Origin of the sequence: Mycobacterium sp. IDR2000157661, from assembly GCF_022317005.1 — a bacterium.
Lineage (GTDB): Bacteria > Actinomycetota > Actinomycetes > Mycobacteriales > Mycobacteriaceae > Mycobacterium.
This window is the reverse complement of record NZ_CP081006.1, coordinates 797,013-814,144: the sequence shown is the minus strand read 5'-3', so window position 1 is coordinate 814,144 and position 17,132 is coordinate 797,013. Positions and strand designations below refer to the sequence as shown.

The 17,132-nt window shown below is 69.6% G+C and carries 12 protein-coding genes and 1 pseudogene; 5 read left to right on the top strand and 8 right to left on the bottom strand.

All coding sequences use genetic code 11. The annotated features are described in order from the left end of the window. Window positions 1-78 precede the first annotated feature (78 nt). The 4 genes from K3G64_RS04745 to recC all read right to left on the bottom strand — a co-directional run bounded on the left by K3G64_RS04745 (window position 79) and on the right by recC (window position 9,257). A complete protein-coding gene (locus K3G64_RS04745; protein WP_238889355.1) occupies window positions 79-930 on the bottom strand; it encodes an endonuclease domain-containing protein in 852 nt (283 codons plus the stop codon). Window positions 931-1,030: 100 nt separating this feature from the next. After that, window positions 1,031-2,686: an exodeoxyribonuclease V subunit alpha gene (recD, locus tag K3G64_RS04740; RefSeq protein ID WP_370647163.1), complete on the bottom strand. Its 1,656-nt coding sequence runs from the start codon at window positions 2,684-2,686 to the stop codon at window positions 1,031-1,033. A gap of 38 nt (window positions 2,687-2,724) precedes the next feature. Further along, the gene (gene recB / locus K3G64_RS04735; protein WP_238889354.1) at window positions 2,725-6,012 is read right to left on the bottom strand and encodes an exodeoxyribonuclease V subunit beta; all 3,288 of its coding nucleotides are present in this window, start codon (window positions 6,010-6,012) and stop codon (window positions 2,725-2,727) included. Continuing rightward, on the bottom strand, window positions 6,012-9,257 hold the full coding sequence (gene recC, locus K3G64_RS04730) for an exodeoxyribonuclease V subunit gamma (protein ID WP_238889353.1): 3,246 nt from the start codon (window positions 9,255-9,257) through the stop codon (window positions 6,012-6,014). The genes recB and recC overlap by 1 nt, the downstream gene beginning before the upstream one ends. A 198-nt stretch (window positions 9,258-9,455) precedes the next feature. Here recC and K3G64_RS04725 point away from each other — a divergent pair. The 4 genes and pseudogenes from K3G64_RS04725 to K3G64_RS04710 all read left to right on the top strand — a co-directional run bounded on the left by K3G64_RS04725 (window position 9,456) and on the right by K3G64_RS04710 (window position 13,031). After that, window positions 9,456-10,612: pseudogene (locus K3G64_RS04725) on the top strand (zinc-binding dehydrogenase). A 31-nt stretch (window positions 10,613-10,643) separates the two neighbouring features. Then, on the top strand, window positions 10,644-11,255 hold the full coding sequence (locus tag K3G64_RS04720) for an HD domain-containing protein (protein ID WP_238889351.1): 612 nt from the start codon (window positions 10,644-10,646) through the stop codon (window positions 11,253-11,255). A gap of 3 nt (window positions 11,256-11,258) precedes the next feature. Then, on the top strand, window positions 11,259-12,086 hold the full coding sequence (locus K3G64_RS04715) for a sulfurtransferase (protein WP_238889349.1): 828 nt from the start codon (window positions 11,259-11,261) through the stop codon (window positions 12,084-12,086). Between the two features lie 48 nt (window positions 12,087-12,134). Further along, window positions 12,135-13,031: a haloalkane dehalogenase gene (locus K3G64_RS04710; RefSeq protein ID WP_238889347.1), complete on the top strand. Its 897-nt coding sequence runs from the start codon at window positions 12,135-12,137 to the stop codon at window positions 13,029-13,031. On the opposite strand, the gene K3G64_RS04705 is transcribed toward K3G64_RS04710, so the two are convergent. Then, complete coding sequence (locus K3G64_RS04705) at window positions 13,028-13,729, bottom strand: DUF3060 domain-containing protein (protein ID WP_238889345.1); 702 nt, start codon at window positions 13,727-13,729, stop codon at window positions 13,028-13,030. The two genes, K3G64_RS04710 and K3G64_RS04705, sit on opposite strands and share 4 nt — an antisense overlap. Window positions 13,730-13,780: 51 nt before the next feature. Then, window positions 13,781-14,227, bottom strand: a complete 447-nt coding sequence (locus K3G64_RS04700; protein ID WP_238889343.1) for an STAS domain-containing protein — start codon at window positions 14,225-14,227, stop codon at window positions 13,781-13,783. 263 nt (window positions 14,228-14,490) lie between these two features. Here K3G64_RS04700 and K3G64_RS04695 point away from each other — a divergent pair, with 263 nt between their 5' ends. Continuing rightward, window positions 14,491-15,630, top strand: coding sequence for an NAD(P)/FAD-dependent oxidoreductase (locus K3G64_RS04695; RefSeq protein WP_238889342.1), 1,140 nt, complete (start codon window positions 14,491-14,493; stop codon window positions 15,628-15,630). Window position 15,631: 1 nt separating this feature from the next. Here K3G64_RS04695 and K3G64_RS04690 read toward each other — a convergent pair whose 3' ends face one another. Both K3G64_RS04690 and K3G64_RS04685 read right to left on the bottom strand, forming a co-directional pair. Beyond that, window positions 15,632-16,615 (bottom strand): magnesium transporter CorA family protein, encoded by a 984-nt coding sequence (locus K3G64_RS04690; RefSeq protein ID WP_238889341.1) that lies wholly within the window; start codon window positions 16,613-16,615, stop codon window positions 15,632-15,634. 32 nt (window positions 16,616-16,647) lie between these two features. Beyond that, window positions 16,648-17,004 carry an STAS domain-containing protein gene (locus K3G64_RS04685; RefSeq protein ID WP_238889340.1) on the bottom strand — a complete coding sequence of 119 codons (357 nt, stop codon included), beginning with the start codon at window positions 17,002-17,004 and terminating at the stop codon, window positions 16,648-16,650. Window positions 17,005-17,132: the final 128 nt, after the last annotated feature.

The following is a 17,132-nucleotide window of genomic DNA, read 5'->3' as shown; positions in this document are numbered from 1 at the left end:
CTCCGTCCCCCGGTCTTGCGGCGCTGACTCTGCGTTGAGGGCGCGGAAGTGCGAGAGAATCGGGCCCTGGACGCAGAGTCAACGGGTGGATCGCTCCCAGGCCCGTCGCAGTCGGGCCCGAACGTCGGCGGCACGGTGCCCCTTCGTCACGCGTACGACGGTCCAACCGACGCCAGCGAGGTATTCGGCGCGTTTGATGTCGTAGGCGACCCGCTTGGCGTCGTCCCAGTGCTGCCCGCCGTCATACTCCAAAGCAAGTCTGATGTCCTCCCAACCCATGTCGAGGTAGTACAGCGGCCAGCCATCCGGACCCAACACCGGAATCTGTGTACACGGCCGCGGGTATCCCTCGCCGATCGCCAGCAGCCGCAACCAGGTCTCCTTCGGTGACTGCGCGCCCGGGTCCATCAGGTCAAGGGCCCGTTCGAGTTGGCGCAGTCCGCGAGTGTGGCGGTGCACGGCGGCGATGGGCTCGACGTCATTCACCTTGAATCCTGTTGCCGCTGCGAGAGCGTCGAGCCGCGCGACGGCCGTGCCGATCTTGGCGCGTCTGCCCAAGTCGAACGCGGTGCGCTCCGGCGTGGTAACGGGTAGGCCGTCGTAGCGCCGGTACTCGTCGGGCAGCAGGAGGTCGTCGCGGGTGACGACGCCGGTCGGCGATCGTCCGTTGCGCCAGATCAATTCGACCGGTGTGTCGTCGTCGACCCATTTCGCGCCGTGGATCGCCGCGGCGGCCAGGCCGGCGACGACGGCCTGGCGACCCGACCATAACCATGCCGCGACCGTTCGGTCGTACAGCGTCGGTTCCACGCGGTTGTCGAGGTAGACGTTCGGCATGATCGCCCGGTGGTGGCGGCGCAGGTGGTATCGGTTCAGCGCGCCGGCCGCCAGCGCCTCGCTGCCGATGAAGGGTCCATGGATCGGCTCCATGGCGGCAGACTGGCCGACACCTCCGACATTCCCGACACCTTTGCGTTGACTCTGCGTCTACGGCGCGAACCTGTGGATGAATCGCGCCCTGGGCGCAGAGTCAACGGGAAAGCCGGCGGGCCAGCCCGCTCGCGCGCACCACCCGGCGCTCGGTCGCGGCGCGCACGGCGGCCTCGGTGCCGATGACGCGGACCCGGCGCTTGGCCCTCGTCACCGCGGTATACAGCAGTTCGCGCGTCAGCAATCGCGAATCCTCGGTGGGCAGCAGCACGGTGACCTCCTCGGCCTGACTGCCCTGGCTCTTGTGGATCGTCATGGCGTGCATGGTCTCGACGTCGGAGAGTCGGCTCGTCGCGAACTCCAGTTCTCCGCTGCCCGCGATGCTCGCCCGCAGAACGCCGTCGCGCAGCAGCGTCACGCCGGTGTCGCCGTTGTAGAGGCCCAGCCCGTAGTCGTTGGCGGTCAACAGGACCGGGCGGCCGGGATACCAGGTCGACCAGACCGGCTCACCGGTCGCCTCGGCCAGCCACCGCTCGACCTGATGGTTCCAGTAGCGCACTCCGAAGGGCCCGCGGCGGTGCGCGCACAACAACCGATGCTTGTCGAGGGTGGCCAGCGCTTCCCGACGGTTGTCGAGGACGGCCGCCTGGCGCAGCTCGACAGCCAACGGCAGCAGCACTTTCCGCAACGGGTCGGCGGGTTCGTCGGTGTCGATCCACTCGATGCTGTCACCGCCGGCGCGCAGCACCTCGACGACACGGTCGGCGTCGCCGGCCCGGACCGCGGCCGCCAGCTCGCCGATTGCCGCACCGAACCGGTGCGAGGTCCGCAACTCGGCGATCCGACCCGCACCGAGCCCGTCGACCAGGTCCGCGAGCACCGCGCCCGCCTCCACGGACGCCAGCTGGTCGGGGTCGCCGACGAGCAACAGCCGGGCGTCCGGCCGCACCGCCTCGAGCAGGCGCGCCATCAGCGTCAGCGACACCATTGAGGTCTCGTCGACGACGATGACGTCGTGCGGCAGGCGATTTCCCCGATGGTGCCGGAACCGGGCCGACGTGTCGGGTCGCGGGCCCAGCAGCCGGTGCAGGGTGGTCGCGTGCAGGTCGGCCAGCGCCTGCCGGTCGGCCCCGTCGAGCTTGCCGACCTCGATCTGCACCGCCTCCTGCAGCCGGGCCGCCGCCTTGCCCGTCGGCGCGGCCAACGCGATGCGCAACCGGGTACCCGGTGTGGTGGCCGCGAGCAACGCCAGCAGTCGTGCCACGGTGGTGGTCTTGCCCGTTCCCGGGCCGCCGGTGAGAACCGTCAAGCCTTGGGAGAGGGCGACTTCGGCGGCGGCCCGCTGTTCCTCGAAGCCCGGCGGGAACAACCGGTCGATGGTCGGGGTCGACCCGAGCGGTGTCGCGGCGACCATCGCCAGGATGTCCGCGCACACCTGTTGCTCTTCGAGCCAGTACCGGTCCAGGTACAGCAGGTCCCCGTCGATGCGCAGCACCGGTGGCGAGCCGGCCAGCTTGCTCGACCGGATCGCCGCCAGCCATTCGTCGACCGCCGGCCACGGCAGGCCGTCGACACCCACCTGCCGTTGGGCCGACCGCAGATCGAGGCAGACCGACCCGCCGCGCACCGCACGCACCACCAGCGCCACCGCCAGCGCGACGGCCTCATCCACCCCACCGGCCAGCTCGCCGAGTCGTTGGGCCACATGGACATCGGCTGCGTCGAGCACCTCCGCCTCGGAGAAGGTGCGTACCAGTCCGGAGGCGCCGACCGCCCGCCGCCACTCCACGCTCGTCACGCCGCGCTCCTGCCCGCGTCCAGCAGATCCGACATCGCGGTGATCAGCGACGGCGGCGGCCGCCAGCCGAATACACCCGCCGGGTGGCCGTCCACCGCCGGGGTGGCCGCGCCGCACATCCCGCGCAGGAACAGATACAGAACACCGCCCAGGTGCTGATCCGGCGAGTAGCCGGGCAGCCGCCACCGCAGGAAACGGTGCAGCACAACGCTGTACAGCAACGCCTGCAGCGGATAGTCGGAGTGCAGCATCGCCTCGGCCAGCCGTGGGGCGGCATAGTCGGCGGCGGTCAAGGGCCGGCCGGTGTCACCGAGCCAGTTCGTCTTATAGTCGGCGACAATGTACTTCCCGCCGACGCGCAGCACCACGTCCACCGAGCCGGTGAGATAGCCCTTGAGCGGCTGCCCGCCGAGGGCCGCGCCGGTCAGCCGCTCTGCGTACGAGGCGAGCGGGTCATCGGCAGCCAGGTGGCCACGCAGCAGTTCGCCGACATGCGCCAACCGGGTGTCGGGTGCCGATGCGCTCAGATCACCGCCGGCCAAGGGGAATTCGAACTCCATTTCACGCAACCGGTCCGCAAGCCCGATCTGGCGAAGGGTCACGTTGTCGGCCAACGGCCCCAGCGGGGTGTCATGCATCGGGACCATCGCCGCCGCCAGGTCGGCGGGCGCCACGTCGACCGGCCACCACAGCGAGTGCTCGCGAATGTGGGCCTCGAGTTCGGTCGCCAGGTCGGTGGCGAACGGATCGGCGCTCTCCAGCACGGCGTGCACCAGCGTGCCGAACTTCGCGCCGGTCGGCAGATCGGCCATCGGCGACGGCACGTCCTCACCCGCGGGCGACGACACCACCGGCACCTCCGCCACCTCGTCGTCGAGCTCGACGAGCTCGGGCTCGCTGCTCACCGGTGTGGTCTCGGCCACCCGGATCAGCCCGCTGTAGGACGTCCGGCGCCACGCCGTGTCGATCGACCGGTGGAAGTGGCGGGCAGTGACCTCGGGCGGCACCTCCGCCGGGGCCCGTGCCGGAACGGGCACCAGCACCGAGTCCTCGATGGCCGGGCCGCCGACGGCCGCCCACTCCCGAAGGCGCTCCATCGCCTCGTCGTCGCTAACCTTCGACGGCACAACGGCATCGGGCACCATCGGCTCGCCCGGCCGCCGGCCCCGCAGCAACCTCGACAGCCCGCCATTGGGTTCGTCCTTCGACGGCGCCCACCAGGCGACGACTTGGGCCTGCGCCCGCGTCATCGCCACATACATCAGGCGGCTGTCGTCGCTGGCGTCCTCGGCGCGCCCGAGCTTGGCCACCGCGGTGAAGTCCGGACTGTCGTTGCCGCCGATGTGCAGGCACCGCGTGTCGCCGTCGTGGAACAGCACCAGGTCCTGGTCGCGGACGTTGCGGTTGAACGCGAACGGCAGGTACACCACCGGGAACTGCAAACCCTTGGCGACGAACACCGTCATCACCTGTACGGCGGCGGCATCGTTGTCGAGGCGGCGGAACCGTTCGGCGGCACCGCTGCGTTCCTCTCGTTGGGCGCGCAGCCAATCGCGCAGTGCGGGCAGCGTGAACCGCTCGCGGTGCGCGGCCTCCTGCAGCAGCTGTGTCATGTGCGCGAGGTCGGTCATGAACCGGTCGCCGTTCTGCCACGACAGCACCCGGTCGGCCATCCCGGCGAGCTGAGCGGCCTCGAAGATCGCCGCGACGCCGCGCTCGCGCGCGTGACCGGCCCACTCGCGCAACGTCTTTGCGACGCGGTCGGTCAACTCGTCGCCGCCTGCGACCAGCGACTCGGCGGTCTCGCCGAAGAACATCGTCGCCGCCGCGGCCCGCACGACGCCGGGGCGGTGCGGCTGGTCGAACGCCTCGAGCAGCGCAAGCCAGTCCTCGGCAGCGTCGGAGTTGAAGATGTCGGAGTCGCCGGTGTAGACCGCCGGAATGCCCGCGTCGCAGAGCGCCTGATAGCAGACCCTGGCGTCGCGGTGCTTCTCGACGATCACCGCGATGTGGCCCTCCCGAAGCGGCTCGCCGTCGAAGGTGGCGCCCGAACGCACCAGCGCACCGATGTCTGCCGCCAGATCCCTAGGGATGTGGGTACGCAGTTGGTCGATGAAGATCGGCGCAGTACCGCTGCGGCCGAACGGTTCCCGGCGCACCACCCGCAGCCGAAACGGTTCGGCACACGGTGCGCCCGCCAACCGGGTGCCGGTGTGGCGTGCCGCGACGTCGTGGACGACGATGCGCGGGTGGCCGAGTTGCGCCCCGCGCAGCACCGCCTGCAGTCGGGTCACCAGCGCTTCGTCGCTGCGCCAGTTGGTGTCCAACGTCATCTGCGCGTCGGCGGTCTCGGCGGCCGACAGGTAGGTGACGATGTCGCCCCCGCGGAAGGCGTAGATGGCTTGCTTCGGGTCGCCGATGAGGACGAGGGTCGAGCGGCCGGTGAACGCGCGGTCGATGACGCGCCACTGCACCGGATCGGTGTCCTGGAACTCGTCGACCATCACGATGGGCCACCGCTGATGCATGCGCACCTGCGCGGCGGAGTCGTCGGACTCCAAGGCGTCGGCCAGACGCACCAGCAGATCGTCGTAACCGAGGATGCCTCGGCGTCGCTTCCGTGTCTCGAGCTCGGACAGCACGTCTTCGGCGAACGAAAGGCACACCGCGGCGCGCGAATCCGGATCCGGGTCCTTCGGACGCAATTCGGTCGCCGGATGGTTGACGACCTCACGGGCCAGGCGCAGCGCTTCGCGGTAGGCCAGCAGCGGCTGCTCGCGCTCGCGGCCGAAGTGGCGCAGGTAGAGGTCGTCGACGATCTCGGTGATGACCTCGTCGAGGCTCTCGACCAGTGTCACCCCGCTGTCGGTGTCACCGGCCACGCCCAACGACCGCAGCACCAGCTGGCAGAACTGGTGCGTGGTGGCGATGGTGGCGGCGTCGAAGCCGGCCAACGCGTCGCGCAGGTTGCGGTGGCGGGCGGCGCGCTCGTCGGCCGTTCCGGTCAGCAGGTGCTCGATGACCTGGTTGTCACCGGCCGCCTGCGGGTCGTCGAAAGCCCGTACGGCGTCGACGATCTGCCTGCGCACCCGGTCACGCAGTTCCTGACTGGCCGCTCGGCTGAACGTGATCAGCAGCATCTGGTCGAGCGTCGCCGCACCCTCGGCGAGGTAGCGAGTGACCAGACCGGCCAGCGCGAACGTCTTACCGGTTCCGGCGCTGGCCTCCAGCACGGTGGTCTTGCGTTCGGCGGGCAGATCGCCGCGTAGGTCGAAGGGCCGCATCAGGTCTCCATCGCCCGCAGCATCGGCGACCACAGCCGGTTCGCGTAGGTGTCGAGCCCCCGCTCGACGAGATGCTTCAGCCAGGTGCCCGGCCCGAACGCGAGTACGTATGCCTTGTCCGCATCTTCGCCGGGGTAGTAGTCGCTGCTGCGCCACTTGTAACCGGCGAGGCGGTCGGGGTCGCCGTGACTGTGGACGGCTTCAGCCCAGGCATAGGACGTCTTCACCGGCAACGGCAGGGGTCGTCTGCGGCCCTCGTCGTACATCGCGACGAGATCGGCCAGCAGCGCGGTCGGCGACGCCTCGGGCCGGCCGATCACCTCCACCCGCGGCGTGGTGCCCCGCCTGGGCCTGCCGATGCAGACCGCCGTGAAGTTGCGGCTGGGGTCGTCAGCGAACAAGGCCAGCAACGGGATCCAGGGCTGCAGCAGGTGTCGACCGTCGAGCTTCGAATAAGTCACCGACAGCAGCCGATCACCGAAGAAGGGCGCGACGGTACCGGTGAGCCGCCGCCCGCCGAGGTCGATGTCGACGTCGACGGCTTCGGGTTCGGCTCCGCGATACGGCGCGGCGGCCGTGGCGATCTCGGTGGCCTGGTCGCAGAGCTCCTTGGACTTGCGCCACCCGAGGTTTCCTGGCGGCAGTGTGCCGCGTCGCCACTCGGCGTGCCGGGCCTGGTCGGGGTCCATGCCGCGCAGCATGTCGGTGAGCATGCGCTCGCCGACCGTCCACTCTTCGAGCGCGTTGATGTCGACGGGCATCGCGTCGGCCACGCCGTCGACCTCCCACGGCAACGTGTAGTCCATGGCGCGGAAGAACCCCTTGACCGGATCGCGGAAGAACGCGACGAGGTCGGCGAGGTTGACGTCGTCGGGTGGGGGAGCGGGCAGCGGCCCGCTGATGAAGTTCGGCCGCGCTGCGCGCTCACCGAGACGCGCGCGCGCCGCCCGCTCGACGCTCGGGTCGAAGGAGAACGATACGTCGGAGACCAGCCTGCCGGGCAGCACGTTTCGGGTGTCGAACGGCTGCAGCGGATGCTTGACGACGACCGTATCGTGCACCGGCTTGTCCGTCGTGCGGTCCAGGGTGTCCACCAACTCAGCTAGCGGAACCGCCGGTGGGCGTTCCTGGCCCGAGTACTCGTTGGCGCCGGTGTAGGTGATCACCAGGGTCTCGGTGGCCGCGCCGATCGCGTCGAGCAGCAGTTGCCGGTCCTCGGAGCGGATGTCGCGCTCACCGGTCATCGGCTCGCGGGCCAGCGCGTCGTCACCGTCGACCACGCCGAGGCGCGGGAACACCCCGTCGTCCAGCCCGACCAGGCAGACGACCCGGTGCGGCACCGACCGCATCGGCACCATCGTGCACACCGTCAACGTGCCGGTGCGGAAGTTGGCGCGTGTGGGCCGGCCCGCCAGGTGGCGGTCCAGCAGCGCGCGCACGTCGGGCAGTCGCATCTCGGTGTCGGTGCGCGCAGCCGCGCCGGCCAGCACGTCGGCGAACTCGCGCTCGAGTTGGCTTGTCTGCCAGGCGTCGTCGTCGCCCACCCGGGTCAGCAACTCGACGCCGCGAGCCAGCGAGTCGAGCCACTGATGCAGCGGCCGGGTGCCCGTCAGCGTCCGGACGGTGCGCTGTAGGCGGTCGACGTACTCGGCCAACTGACCCGCCAGGTCCACGCGGTTGCTGCTGACGTCGTCGAGCGGCAGGGTCTTGTCGATCCACGCGTGCGAGTCGTCGGACATGGCCACCCCGGCCAGCACCCGGTCGATGCCGAACCGCCAGGTGTTCTGGATGAAGTCGACGCGATACGGCGCGCGATGGTCGGCGTCGAAGCCCCACCGGATGTTGGCCTGGCGCACCCAGCGGGTGATGTCTTCGAGGTTGTCGTCGGTGAAGCCGAAGCGGGCCCGCACCGGCCCGGCCTGCGCGAGGTTGAGCACCTCGCTGGCGGTGGCACGGCCGGCGGCCAGCGTCAGCAACTGCGACGCGACACCGAGCAGCGGATTGGTCTGGGTCAGCGCACGGTCGGCGAGCTTGACGCGCAGCCGGTGCGCGGGGTGGACGCCCTTGATCACGTCGCCGAGGCCGAAGCCCGCGACGATCAGCGGTGCGTAGGTTTCGATATCGGGGCACATCACGAGGATGTCGCGCGGTTCCAGTGTCGGGTCGTCGGCGAGCAGGCCGAGCAGCACCTCCCGCAGGACGTCGATCTGGCGGGCGGGGCCGTGGCAGGAGTGCACCTGCACCGAGCGGTCGCCCTCGGCGAGCACGCGACCGGCCGGCCTCAGCGCGTCGGCAGCGATGTCGGATTGCAGCCAGCCGAGCAGCGTTGCCGGATAGCCGGTGCCGCCCAGGTACTCGTCGGTGGCCCGGGCGGCGGGCAGGCCGCGCTGCAGTTCGCGAAGGTCGCGGCCCAGGGTGGCCAGCAGCGGATGGCCGACCTGGCGATGTGACGTGTCCACGCGGCGGGGAATCTGACCGGTGACGCCGTTGAGTCGCTGCCACACGTGGTCGCTGGGATGGGGCAGCCACAGGTGCAGGTCGTGGTGGGTGGACAGCGCGTCGAGCAGTTCGATCTCGGTGCCGGGCAGCCGGGTGTAGCCGAACAGCGAGAGGCGTGCGGGCAGCTCGGTGGGCGACTCCTGCAGACGCGCAACGGCTTTCGCGTGGCGAATGTGGGGGGTGTCGGCGCCCATGCGGTCGATGAGGGCCCGCCACAGCGGCGGCTGCCACCGCAGGTCCGGGGCGACGTCGCCGACTACATCGTTCTCCCAGTCGACGAGCAGTTGGGGCCGCTGCCGGGCATAGGAGGCGAACAGGCCGGCCAGCCGCCGCGCGACGGCGTAACGGCGGCCCTGGCGCAGCTCCTTCTCCTCGCCGGCTTCGAAGTGCCCCAGATGGGTGGCCAGGGTCTTGCACCAGTCCTGGGTGCAGTTCTCGTCGATGACCTCCATCAGCGGCCACACCATCGAGTCGGGTGACCACGGGTCGTCGCCGCGGGCGGTGCCCGCGAGTGCGGCGATCAGCGATCGCGGGTTGCGGAACGCGATGCCCGCGCAGACGCCGTCGCCGCCGGTTCCGCGGCCGAGCACGTGCGACAGCCGCTGGCTGAGCCACCGCTCGACACCCTTGGCGGGCACGATGACCAGTTCCTCGGCGAGGGGGTCGGGCAGGGGATCGGCGAGCAGGGCACCCAGTCCGTCGGCGAGCTGATCGGTGCGTTCCGCACGATGGATGTGAAGCGCCATCGCTCGCCACCTTAAAGGTTCGCACTGACACGGACTGCCAGTGTGGCCGAAAGCGCGCCGAAGAGTACCCAGGGCTGTAATTCACCGGTCGTCACGACCGTGGGCGCTCCCGCCGGCAGCGCGCTGAGGCGAGGGGTGCCCCCGGCCGCTTTCGTGTACCGGAACCTGATTTCGGCGCAAACGTTTAGGCTCACTTCGGTGAAAGCCGTCACCTGTACCGACGCGGTCCTCGATGTCGTCGACCAGCCCACCCCGACGCCGGGTAGAGGTCAGCTGCTCGTCGACGTGGTCCGCTGCGGCATCTGCGGGTCCGACCTGCACGCCCGCCATCACATGGACGAACTCGCCGACGTGATGGCCGAGTCGGGATACGACGCCTTCATGCGCTCGTCCCAGCACGTCGTGTTCGGCCACGAGTTCTGCGGGACCGTGCTCGACCACGGACCCCGCACCCGCAAGGCGCCCAAGCCCGGCACAACGGTGGTCGCCATGCCGTTGCTGCGCAACGACGGCGCGGTGCACGGCATCGGCCTGACCACCAAGGCGCCCGGCGCGTACGCCGACAGCTGCTTGTCGAGCAGGCGCTGACGTTCCCGGTGCCCAACGGGCTGGCCCCCGAGATCGCTGCGCTGACCGAACCCATGGCCGTCGGCTGGCACGCCGTCCAGCGCGGTGAGGTGAGCAAGGGCCAGGTCGCCATCGTCATCGGCTGCGGGCCCATCGGGCTGGCTGTAATCCTGTCGCTGAAGGCCAAGGGCGTGCGCACCGTGATCGCCAGCGACTTCTCGCCGGGCCGGCGTGCCCTGGCCACCCGCTGCGGCGCCGACGTCGTCGTCGACCCCGCCGCCGACTCGCCGTTCGCCGGCGAGCACGGCTTCCTCGAATCCTTCGCCGCCGCAGGTGATCTCGCGTTGACGACGATAGAGAAGATAACCAAGCTGCGGCTCCCCTGGTGGCACGTGTGGCGCGCGGCGGACAAGGCGGGCGCCACCACGCCGAAGCATCCGGTGGTCTTCGAGTGCGTCGGCGTGCCCGGCATCATCGAGAGCATCGTCAGCAGCGCGCCGGTGTTCTCCCGTGTCGTCGTGGTGGGCGTCTGCATGGGCGCGGACCGCTTCCGCCCGTCGATGGCGATCAACAAGGAGATCGACCTGAGGTTCGTGCTCGGCTACACCCCGCTGGAGTTCCGCGACACCCTGTACCTGCTGGCCGACGGCAAGATCGACGCCGCGCCGCTGATCACTGGGACCGTGGGGCTGTCCGGTGTCGACGCCGCGTTCGGCGCGCTGGGCGATCCCGAAGCCCACGCCAAGATCCTGATCGATCCGAAGAGCGACGCCGCGAGTCCGAGGTGAGCAGCGGCAGTCGGCGGGGTATGCCGGGAGGATGAGCGAGACCACGACGTCGCCGCGGCTCGGCCCGAAGTTCCACGAGGCCCTGACGTATGCCGCCGAACTGCACCGCACCCAGACCCGCAAGGCCAGCGACGTGCCCTACGTCGGGCACCTGCTGTCGGTGGCGGGTCTGGTGATCGAGGCCGACGGCACCGAGACCGAGGCGATCGCCGCGCTGCTGCACGACGCCGCCGAGGACCAGGGCGGCGACGTCACGCTGGTCGAGATCACCGAGCGGTTCGGCCAGGAGGTCGCCGACATCGTCGAGGAGTGCAGCGACACCGTCATCACCCCCAAGCCCCCGTGGCGCGAACGAAAGGAGCGCTACATCGCGCACCTGGGCACGGCGTCGGACAGCGCCATCCGGGTGTCGACGGCCGACAAGCTCGACAACGCCCGCGCGATACTGCGCGACCTACGCCGGTTCGGGCCCGACGTCTGGCGGCGGTTCAACAACGAGGACCCGCACCAGCATCTCTGGTACTACCGCTCGCTGCTCGAGGTCTACCGCAGCCGCAGCGACAGCTGGCTGGTCGACGAGCTGGCGCGCGTGATCGAAACGCTCGCAGAGGAAATCGGGCCGCAGGTCGCCGCTACCGTGTGAGCCATGAGTGCGCGCGCCGATGTGCTGATCACCGCAACAGAGCTGACCGACCTGCTCGACGCCGGTGCGCCCGTGACGCTGCTCGACGTCCGATGGCAGCTCGCCGAACCCGACGGCAGACCCGCCTACGAACGCGGCCATCTGCCCGGCGCGGTGTACGTCTCGCTCGACGACGAGTTGAGCGATCACGCCGTCGCCGGGCGTGGCCGTCACCCGTTGCCCTCCGGCGCGGCACTGCAGCAGGCGGCGCGGCGCTGGGGTGTGCGCGACGGCGTGCCGGTCGTGGTCTACGACGACTGGAACCGCGCCGGCTCGGCCAGGGCGTGGTGGGTGCTGACCGCAGCCGGCATCCCTGACGTCCGCATCCTCGACGGCGGACTGTCGGCGTGGACGGCCGCGGGTGGCGGCTTGGAAACCGGGGCCGTCGTGCCGTCGCCCGGCGACGTGACCGTCCGCCACGACGACCTGTACGCCGGCGCCCGACCGACGGTCGACGCCGAGGCGGTGCTGACGGCCGGCGAGCTGCTCGACGCCCGCGCCCCCGAGCGGTTCCGCGGCGACGCCGAACCCGTCGACCCGGTCGCCGGGCACATTCCGGGCGCGGTCAACGTGCCGAGCACCAGCCTGCTGGCCGCCGACGGCACCCTGTCGGCCGACGCCGACCTGGCGCGACGATTGGGCGGGAAGGACGTCGCGGTTTACTGCGGGTCCGGTGTGACGGCCGCGGTGGTGGTCGCCGCGCTCACCGCAGCGGGCGTCGACGCGGCGCTGTTCCCGGGTTCGTGGTCGGAGTGGTGCTCGGATCCGACCCGTCCGGTGGCCCGCGGGTAGGCGAACGGCGCGCCTCCTAGGCTGGACCCACGACAACGAGGAGGCCACATGGACGTTCTGCGCACCCCCGACGACCGCTTCGCCAACCTCGCGGGCTATCCGTTCGCGCCGCACTACGTCGACGTCCGCGCCGGCGACACCGACGACATCCGCATGCACTACCTCGACGAAGGGCCCTCCGACGGCCCGGCCGTCGTGCTGCTGCACGGCGAACCCACGTGGAGCTACCTGTACCGCACGATGATCCCGCCGCTGGCCGCAGGCGGTCGACGGGTGCTGGCACCGGATTTGATCGGGTTCGGTCGCTCCGACAAGCCCACCCGCGTCAGCGATTACACCTATCTGCGCCATGTCGAGTGGGTGACTGCCTGGTTCGAGGCGCTCGATCTGCGCGACGCGACGATCTTCGTGCAGGACTGGGGTTCGCTGATCGGGTTGCGCATCGCCGCCGAACAGAGCGACCGCATCGCGCGCATCGTCGTCGCCAACGGCTTCCTGCCCGCCGGTCAGGCGTCGGCTAACATCGCGTTCAAGGCGTGGCGTGCGTTCGCGAAGTACACGCCGGTGTTCCCGGCCGGCCGCATCGTCGGCTTCGGCACCGCGACGAGCGTGTCGGCCGCGGTGCGCGCCGGTTACGACGCACCGTTCCCGGACAAGCGATTTCAGGCTGGGGCCCGCGCCTTTCCGGCATTGGTGCCGACGTCGCAGGACGATCCGGCGATTCCGGCCAACCGCGCCGCGTGGGATGCGCTCGGCCGGTGGGACAAGCCGTTCCTGTGTGTGTTCGGCGCGAAGGACCCGATCCTGGGCAAGGCCGACCGCCCGCTGATCGACCATGTGCCCGGCGCGAAGGGTCAGCCGCACGCCCGCATCAACGGCAGCCACTTCGTCCAGGAAGACTGCGGCCCCGAATTGGCCACCCGCATCCTGGAGTGGAGCGCCTAACCTTGCGCGACGACGTTGCCGGTGCCCGCCGACGCGTCGACCTGCGGCGTGCCCGACCGGTAGGTCACCTGGTTGTCGAAGCCCGAGGCGCCGATCCGGTCGGCGCTGTCGACGGTCACCTGGTTCTCCACGCCCGACACCGTGACGCTGAGACAGTGGCCCAGCAGCGTGACGGTGTTGTTGACGCCGCTGACGTTGATGTTGCTGCCGTTGCACTCGATGGTCTCGTCCTCTTCGACACCCGAGACGCTGTACTGGCCGCCGGCCGGCGCGACCGCGACCTGACGACCCGGCTCGTCGGTGGGGGCCGCGGTCGGCGCGATCCGGGTGGGACCGGCGACGCCGCTGTCGCGGTCGCCCGGATCGTAGGTGGGCACTGTGCTGACGATGTCGGTGTCGGCCACCATGGTCCACACGACGGTGCCGACGGCGACGAAGACGAACACGACGACCGCGGCGATCAGCCCGAAGATCAACCCGATGGGCGGGCCCTTCTTGGGGATCTGTGGGTAGGAGACGCCGAACGGCGGTGCGGTGTAGGGGGACTGCTGGTACGGGTCGGTGTAGACGGGCGGCGGCAGCTGCACCGTCGGGTTCGCGCCACCGGCGGACTCGGTGGCGCCCAGTTCGACCGCATAGCCGGCCAACGGCTGCTCGAGTTGGCGGATCCGGGCCTCGGGATCCTCCTCGGGGTTCATGCGCAGATGCTCCCACAACGCGTGGCGCCGTGGCGGTAAGTCGCGCGCTGGCTACCCGGTAGGGGCGACGTGGTAGTGGCACTGCGCGAGCCGGTCGAGGCGCGCCAGTCCGCTGAGCAGATCCTCGGCCAGTGGCAGTTCGCCCTGCGGATCGCAAACGGCCAGCAGGCGCCGCACCGGCGGGCCGCCGAGGATGATCCAGTCCACGTCGCCGCGGGCACAGTGCACGCTGATGTAGTACAGCGCGGTGAAGGCCTGGCTGCCGACGAAGTCCACGGCGCGCAGGTCGACGATCAGTTGCTTGGAGTAGCGGACGTGGTCCTCGACGTAGCGGCCCAGGGCGCGTGCGTTGACCGCGTCGAGTTCGCCCAGCACGGCCACGACCATCCGCATCGGCGACATGCGGCGCACCGAGAACGTCGCCCGCCCGCTCCGCTGCAGATCGTCCGATGACGCTGTGTTCGAGCGATGAATCCGCACAGTCCCCTTGGCAGCCATAGTTAGCCATCTCCCCCGTCGTGACACCCGTTGGGCCGGGAGCTCAACCTGGCTTGAGGATAGTGCGGATTACGTAGCCCGTGCGCGGTTTGGGAAAAGTTATCTACCTGCAATTTTCAGGATTGTCAGCCTTCTCGGCCAACATATACCGGTAGATCGGCTACGGATTTCGTCGAATCCGATAGCCACGACGAAGGGCAGCAAAAAATTACGGCCGGCTAAGCATAGGAATGCTTCATCCCGCATAGTGGTACCCGACCTGCGTGGTGGCACCAGGTTTCCTCGCCATCGGCAGCGGTCCGGCCGGAGTGAGCGCCGCCGAGACGTTTCGCAGCAAGCACCCCGACATACCTGTGCGCATCCTGACCGCCGACCCCGCGCTGCCCTACGCCAAGTCGCCGCTGAGCAAGGACTTCCTCTGCGACCGCGAGACCAAGCTCAACCTGCACAGCGAGCGCTGGTTCCGAGACAACCGCGTCGACCTCATGCGCGGCATCACCGTCCGGCGCATCGATCTCGACCGCCGGGAAGTCGTCACCGCGGGCGGCAACCGCTATCCCTACTGGCATCTGCTGATCGCGTCCGGGTCGACGGCCGTGCGCCCCGACATCCCCGGCATCGAGGCCGCGCTCACGTTGCGCTCGTTCGCCGACGCCGTCGCGCTGAAGATGGCCGCGCACTACTCCGACTGCGCCGTCGTCATCGGTGGCGGGCTGATCGGCTGCGAGGCCGCCTCCTGCCTGGCCGAGTTGGGCGTGGCGACGATGGTGGTCGCTGCCGAACACGTGCCGCTGCAGCGCCGGTTCGGCGTGGAAGCCGGCGAACGCGTAGCGAAGATCCTGTCCGACAACGGCGTTCGTTTCGCCGGCGAGACCAGCGTGGCGGCGATCGAGGACAGCAACGTGCTGTTGGACTCGGGCGAGAGCGTCGAGGCGGACCTCGTCGTCTGCGCCACCGGGGTGCGGCCCGACATCCGCCTCGCCGAGGCCGCCGGGCTCACCACCCGCGACGGCCGCATCGTCACCGACGAGCGCATGCACACCTCGGCGCAGAACGTCTACGCCGCCGGGGACGTCGCGCTGGCCGAGAACGTGGCGGCCGGTCGCCCGATACCGGCCGAGCATTGGCGCGACGCCGCATATCAGGGTTACGTCGTGGGCCTGGCGGCCGCCGGGTACCCCGCGGCGTGGGACGTCGTGCCCGGATACTCGTGCACCATCGGCGGTTTGGTGCTCAAGTACCGCGGCTGGGGCCTCGGCCACGAGACGAGCCGAATTGTCGACCACCACAACGGCTTCACCGTCACCTATGAGGCGCACGGCGATGTGGTTGGGGTGCTGACACTCAACGCCGACGACGACCACCGGCGCGCCGACCAACTGCTGCGCAACCGAAGCCGTTGAGCTACAGCCAGTCTCGTCGTCGGAACATCACGTAGAGCCCCACCACCAGCACCACGATGATCGCCGTGCTGGTGAGAAAGCCGCTCGCGGTCTCGATTCCGGGGTACAGCACGTTCTGGCCGTAGAAGCCGGTCACCGCGGTCGGCACCGCGATGATGGCCGCCCAGCCGGTCAGCTTCTTCATCACCGCGTTCAACCGGGCGTCCTGCAGCGACAGGTTGGTCTCGAAGACCGTGGTGATCATGTCGCGCAACGACTCCGTCCACTCGGTCACCCGGATGACGTGGTCGTAGAGATCGGCGTAGAGCGGATCGAGTTCCGGTGCGCTCTTGGCGTCGCGTCTGCGGTGCTGGATGGTGTTGACCACCTCGCGCATCGGCAGCACGACCCGCCGCAACTCGACGAGGTCCTTGCGCAGCCGGTAGGTCTTGCGCTGCACGTCGACCCGCTGGGGCCGGTCCTCGAACAGGTCGTCCTCGAGGGTTTCGATCCGGTCGTCGAGGGCCTGCACCGCGTCGAAGTGACCGTCGACCACCACGTCGAGCAGGCCGTGCACAAGCGCGCCGACGCCGTGTTCCTGACCGCCGAGTTCGTCGAAGCGCTGCGACACCGTGTCGACGTCGAACTCGGGCGACAACCGCACCGTGATCAGGCCTCGGGGCAGCACGAACCCGGAGATGCGGTGCACCGAGAAGGCGGACCGGTCTTCGCCGGGATCCTCTGCGGCCACCGAGTAGACCGTGAAGAACGTGTGTGTGCGGTAGACGACGGCCTTGGTGCGCTCCGACTCGGCGATCGCGTCCTCCACGGCCCAGTCGTTCAGCCCGAGTTCGGCCGCGAGCTCCTTGAACGTGGCATGGTCGGGTTCGCAGATGTCACACCACACCAACGTGTCGTCGTCAGCCAGGTAGTCGCTGATCGACCAGAACTCGAACTCTTCTTGTGGCTTGCCGCCACGCCACACCCTGCCGCGTACACCGGTCACCTCGACATCATGTCAGCGATGGACGAGCCCGGTCAGACCATCCGGCTCGCCAGGGTCCGATCCGGGTCGCAGACCTCGATGACCCGTGCCACCGCCGGGTTGCAGTTCAGCGTCCACCGCACGTTCGCGCGGTCGCAGCGGACGCCGATGGTGCGCAGCATCGAGAACCCGGCCGTGGAGAAGAATGTGACGTCGTTGAGGTCCAGCACGAGGCTGCGGCAGTTGGCGGCGCGACGAAGGACGTATTCGCGCAGCTCCTGCGCATTGGAGGCGTCAACATCACCGGCGACGGTGATGCGAACGACGTACGAATCGACCCATTCGGTGGCGAACGCGAGGCGTTCCCGCTTGTGCGACGGAGTCCGACGGGCAATGGAAATCGAAGGCATGCAAGAAACTCCCATGGGGTTAAGAAAAGTGAGGTGGTTGCGCCACGAAAAGGGCTTTCGATCAGGCGTTCGGCGCCTGGGCCCTACGACGTTTCCCGAGCGGCTGGCAACTCAACCTGAGCACACCC

What these genes read in the sequence shown, in the direction of transcription:
- K3G64_RS04700 (WP_238889343.1), bottom strand. Translation starts at nt 14,227, where the DNA reads ATGGCTGCCAAGGGGACTGTGCGGATTCATCGCTCGAACACAGCGTCA.
- K3G64_RS04705 (WP_238889345.1), bottom strand. Translation starts at nt 13,729, where the DNA reads ATGAACCCCGAGGAGGATCCCGAGGCCCGGATCCGCCAACTCGAGCAG.
- recB (WP_238889354.1), bottom strand. Translation starts at nt 6,012, where the DNA reads ATGCGGCCCTTCGACCTACGCGGCGATCTGCCCGCCGAACGCAAGACC.
- K3G64_RS04710 (WP_238889347.1), top strand. Translation starts at nt 12,135, where the DNA reads ATGGACGTTCTGCGCACCCCCGACGACCGCTTCGCCAACCTCGCGGGC.
- K3G64_RS04685 (WP_238889340.1), bottom strand. Translation starts at nt 17,004, where the DNA reads ATGCCTTCGATTTCCATTGCCCGTCGGACTCCGTCGCACAAGCGGGAA.
- K3G64_RS04715 (WP_238889349.1), top strand. Translation starts at nt 11,259, where the DNA reads ATGAGTGCGCGCGCCGATGTGCTGATCACCGCAACAGAGCTGACCGAC.
- recC (WP_238889353.1), bottom strand. Translation starts at nt 9,257, where the DNA reads ATGGCGCTTCACATCCATCGTGCGGAACGCACCGATCAGCTCGCCGAC.
- K3G64_RS04745 (WP_238889355.1), bottom strand. Translation starts at nt 930, where the DNA reads ATGGAGCCGATCCATGGACCCTTCATCGGCAGCGAGGCGCTGGCGGCC.
- K3G64_RS04720 (WP_238889351.1), top strand. Translation starts at nt 10,644, where the DNA reads ATGAGCGAGACCACGACGTCGCCGCGGCTCGGCCCGAAGTTCCACGAG.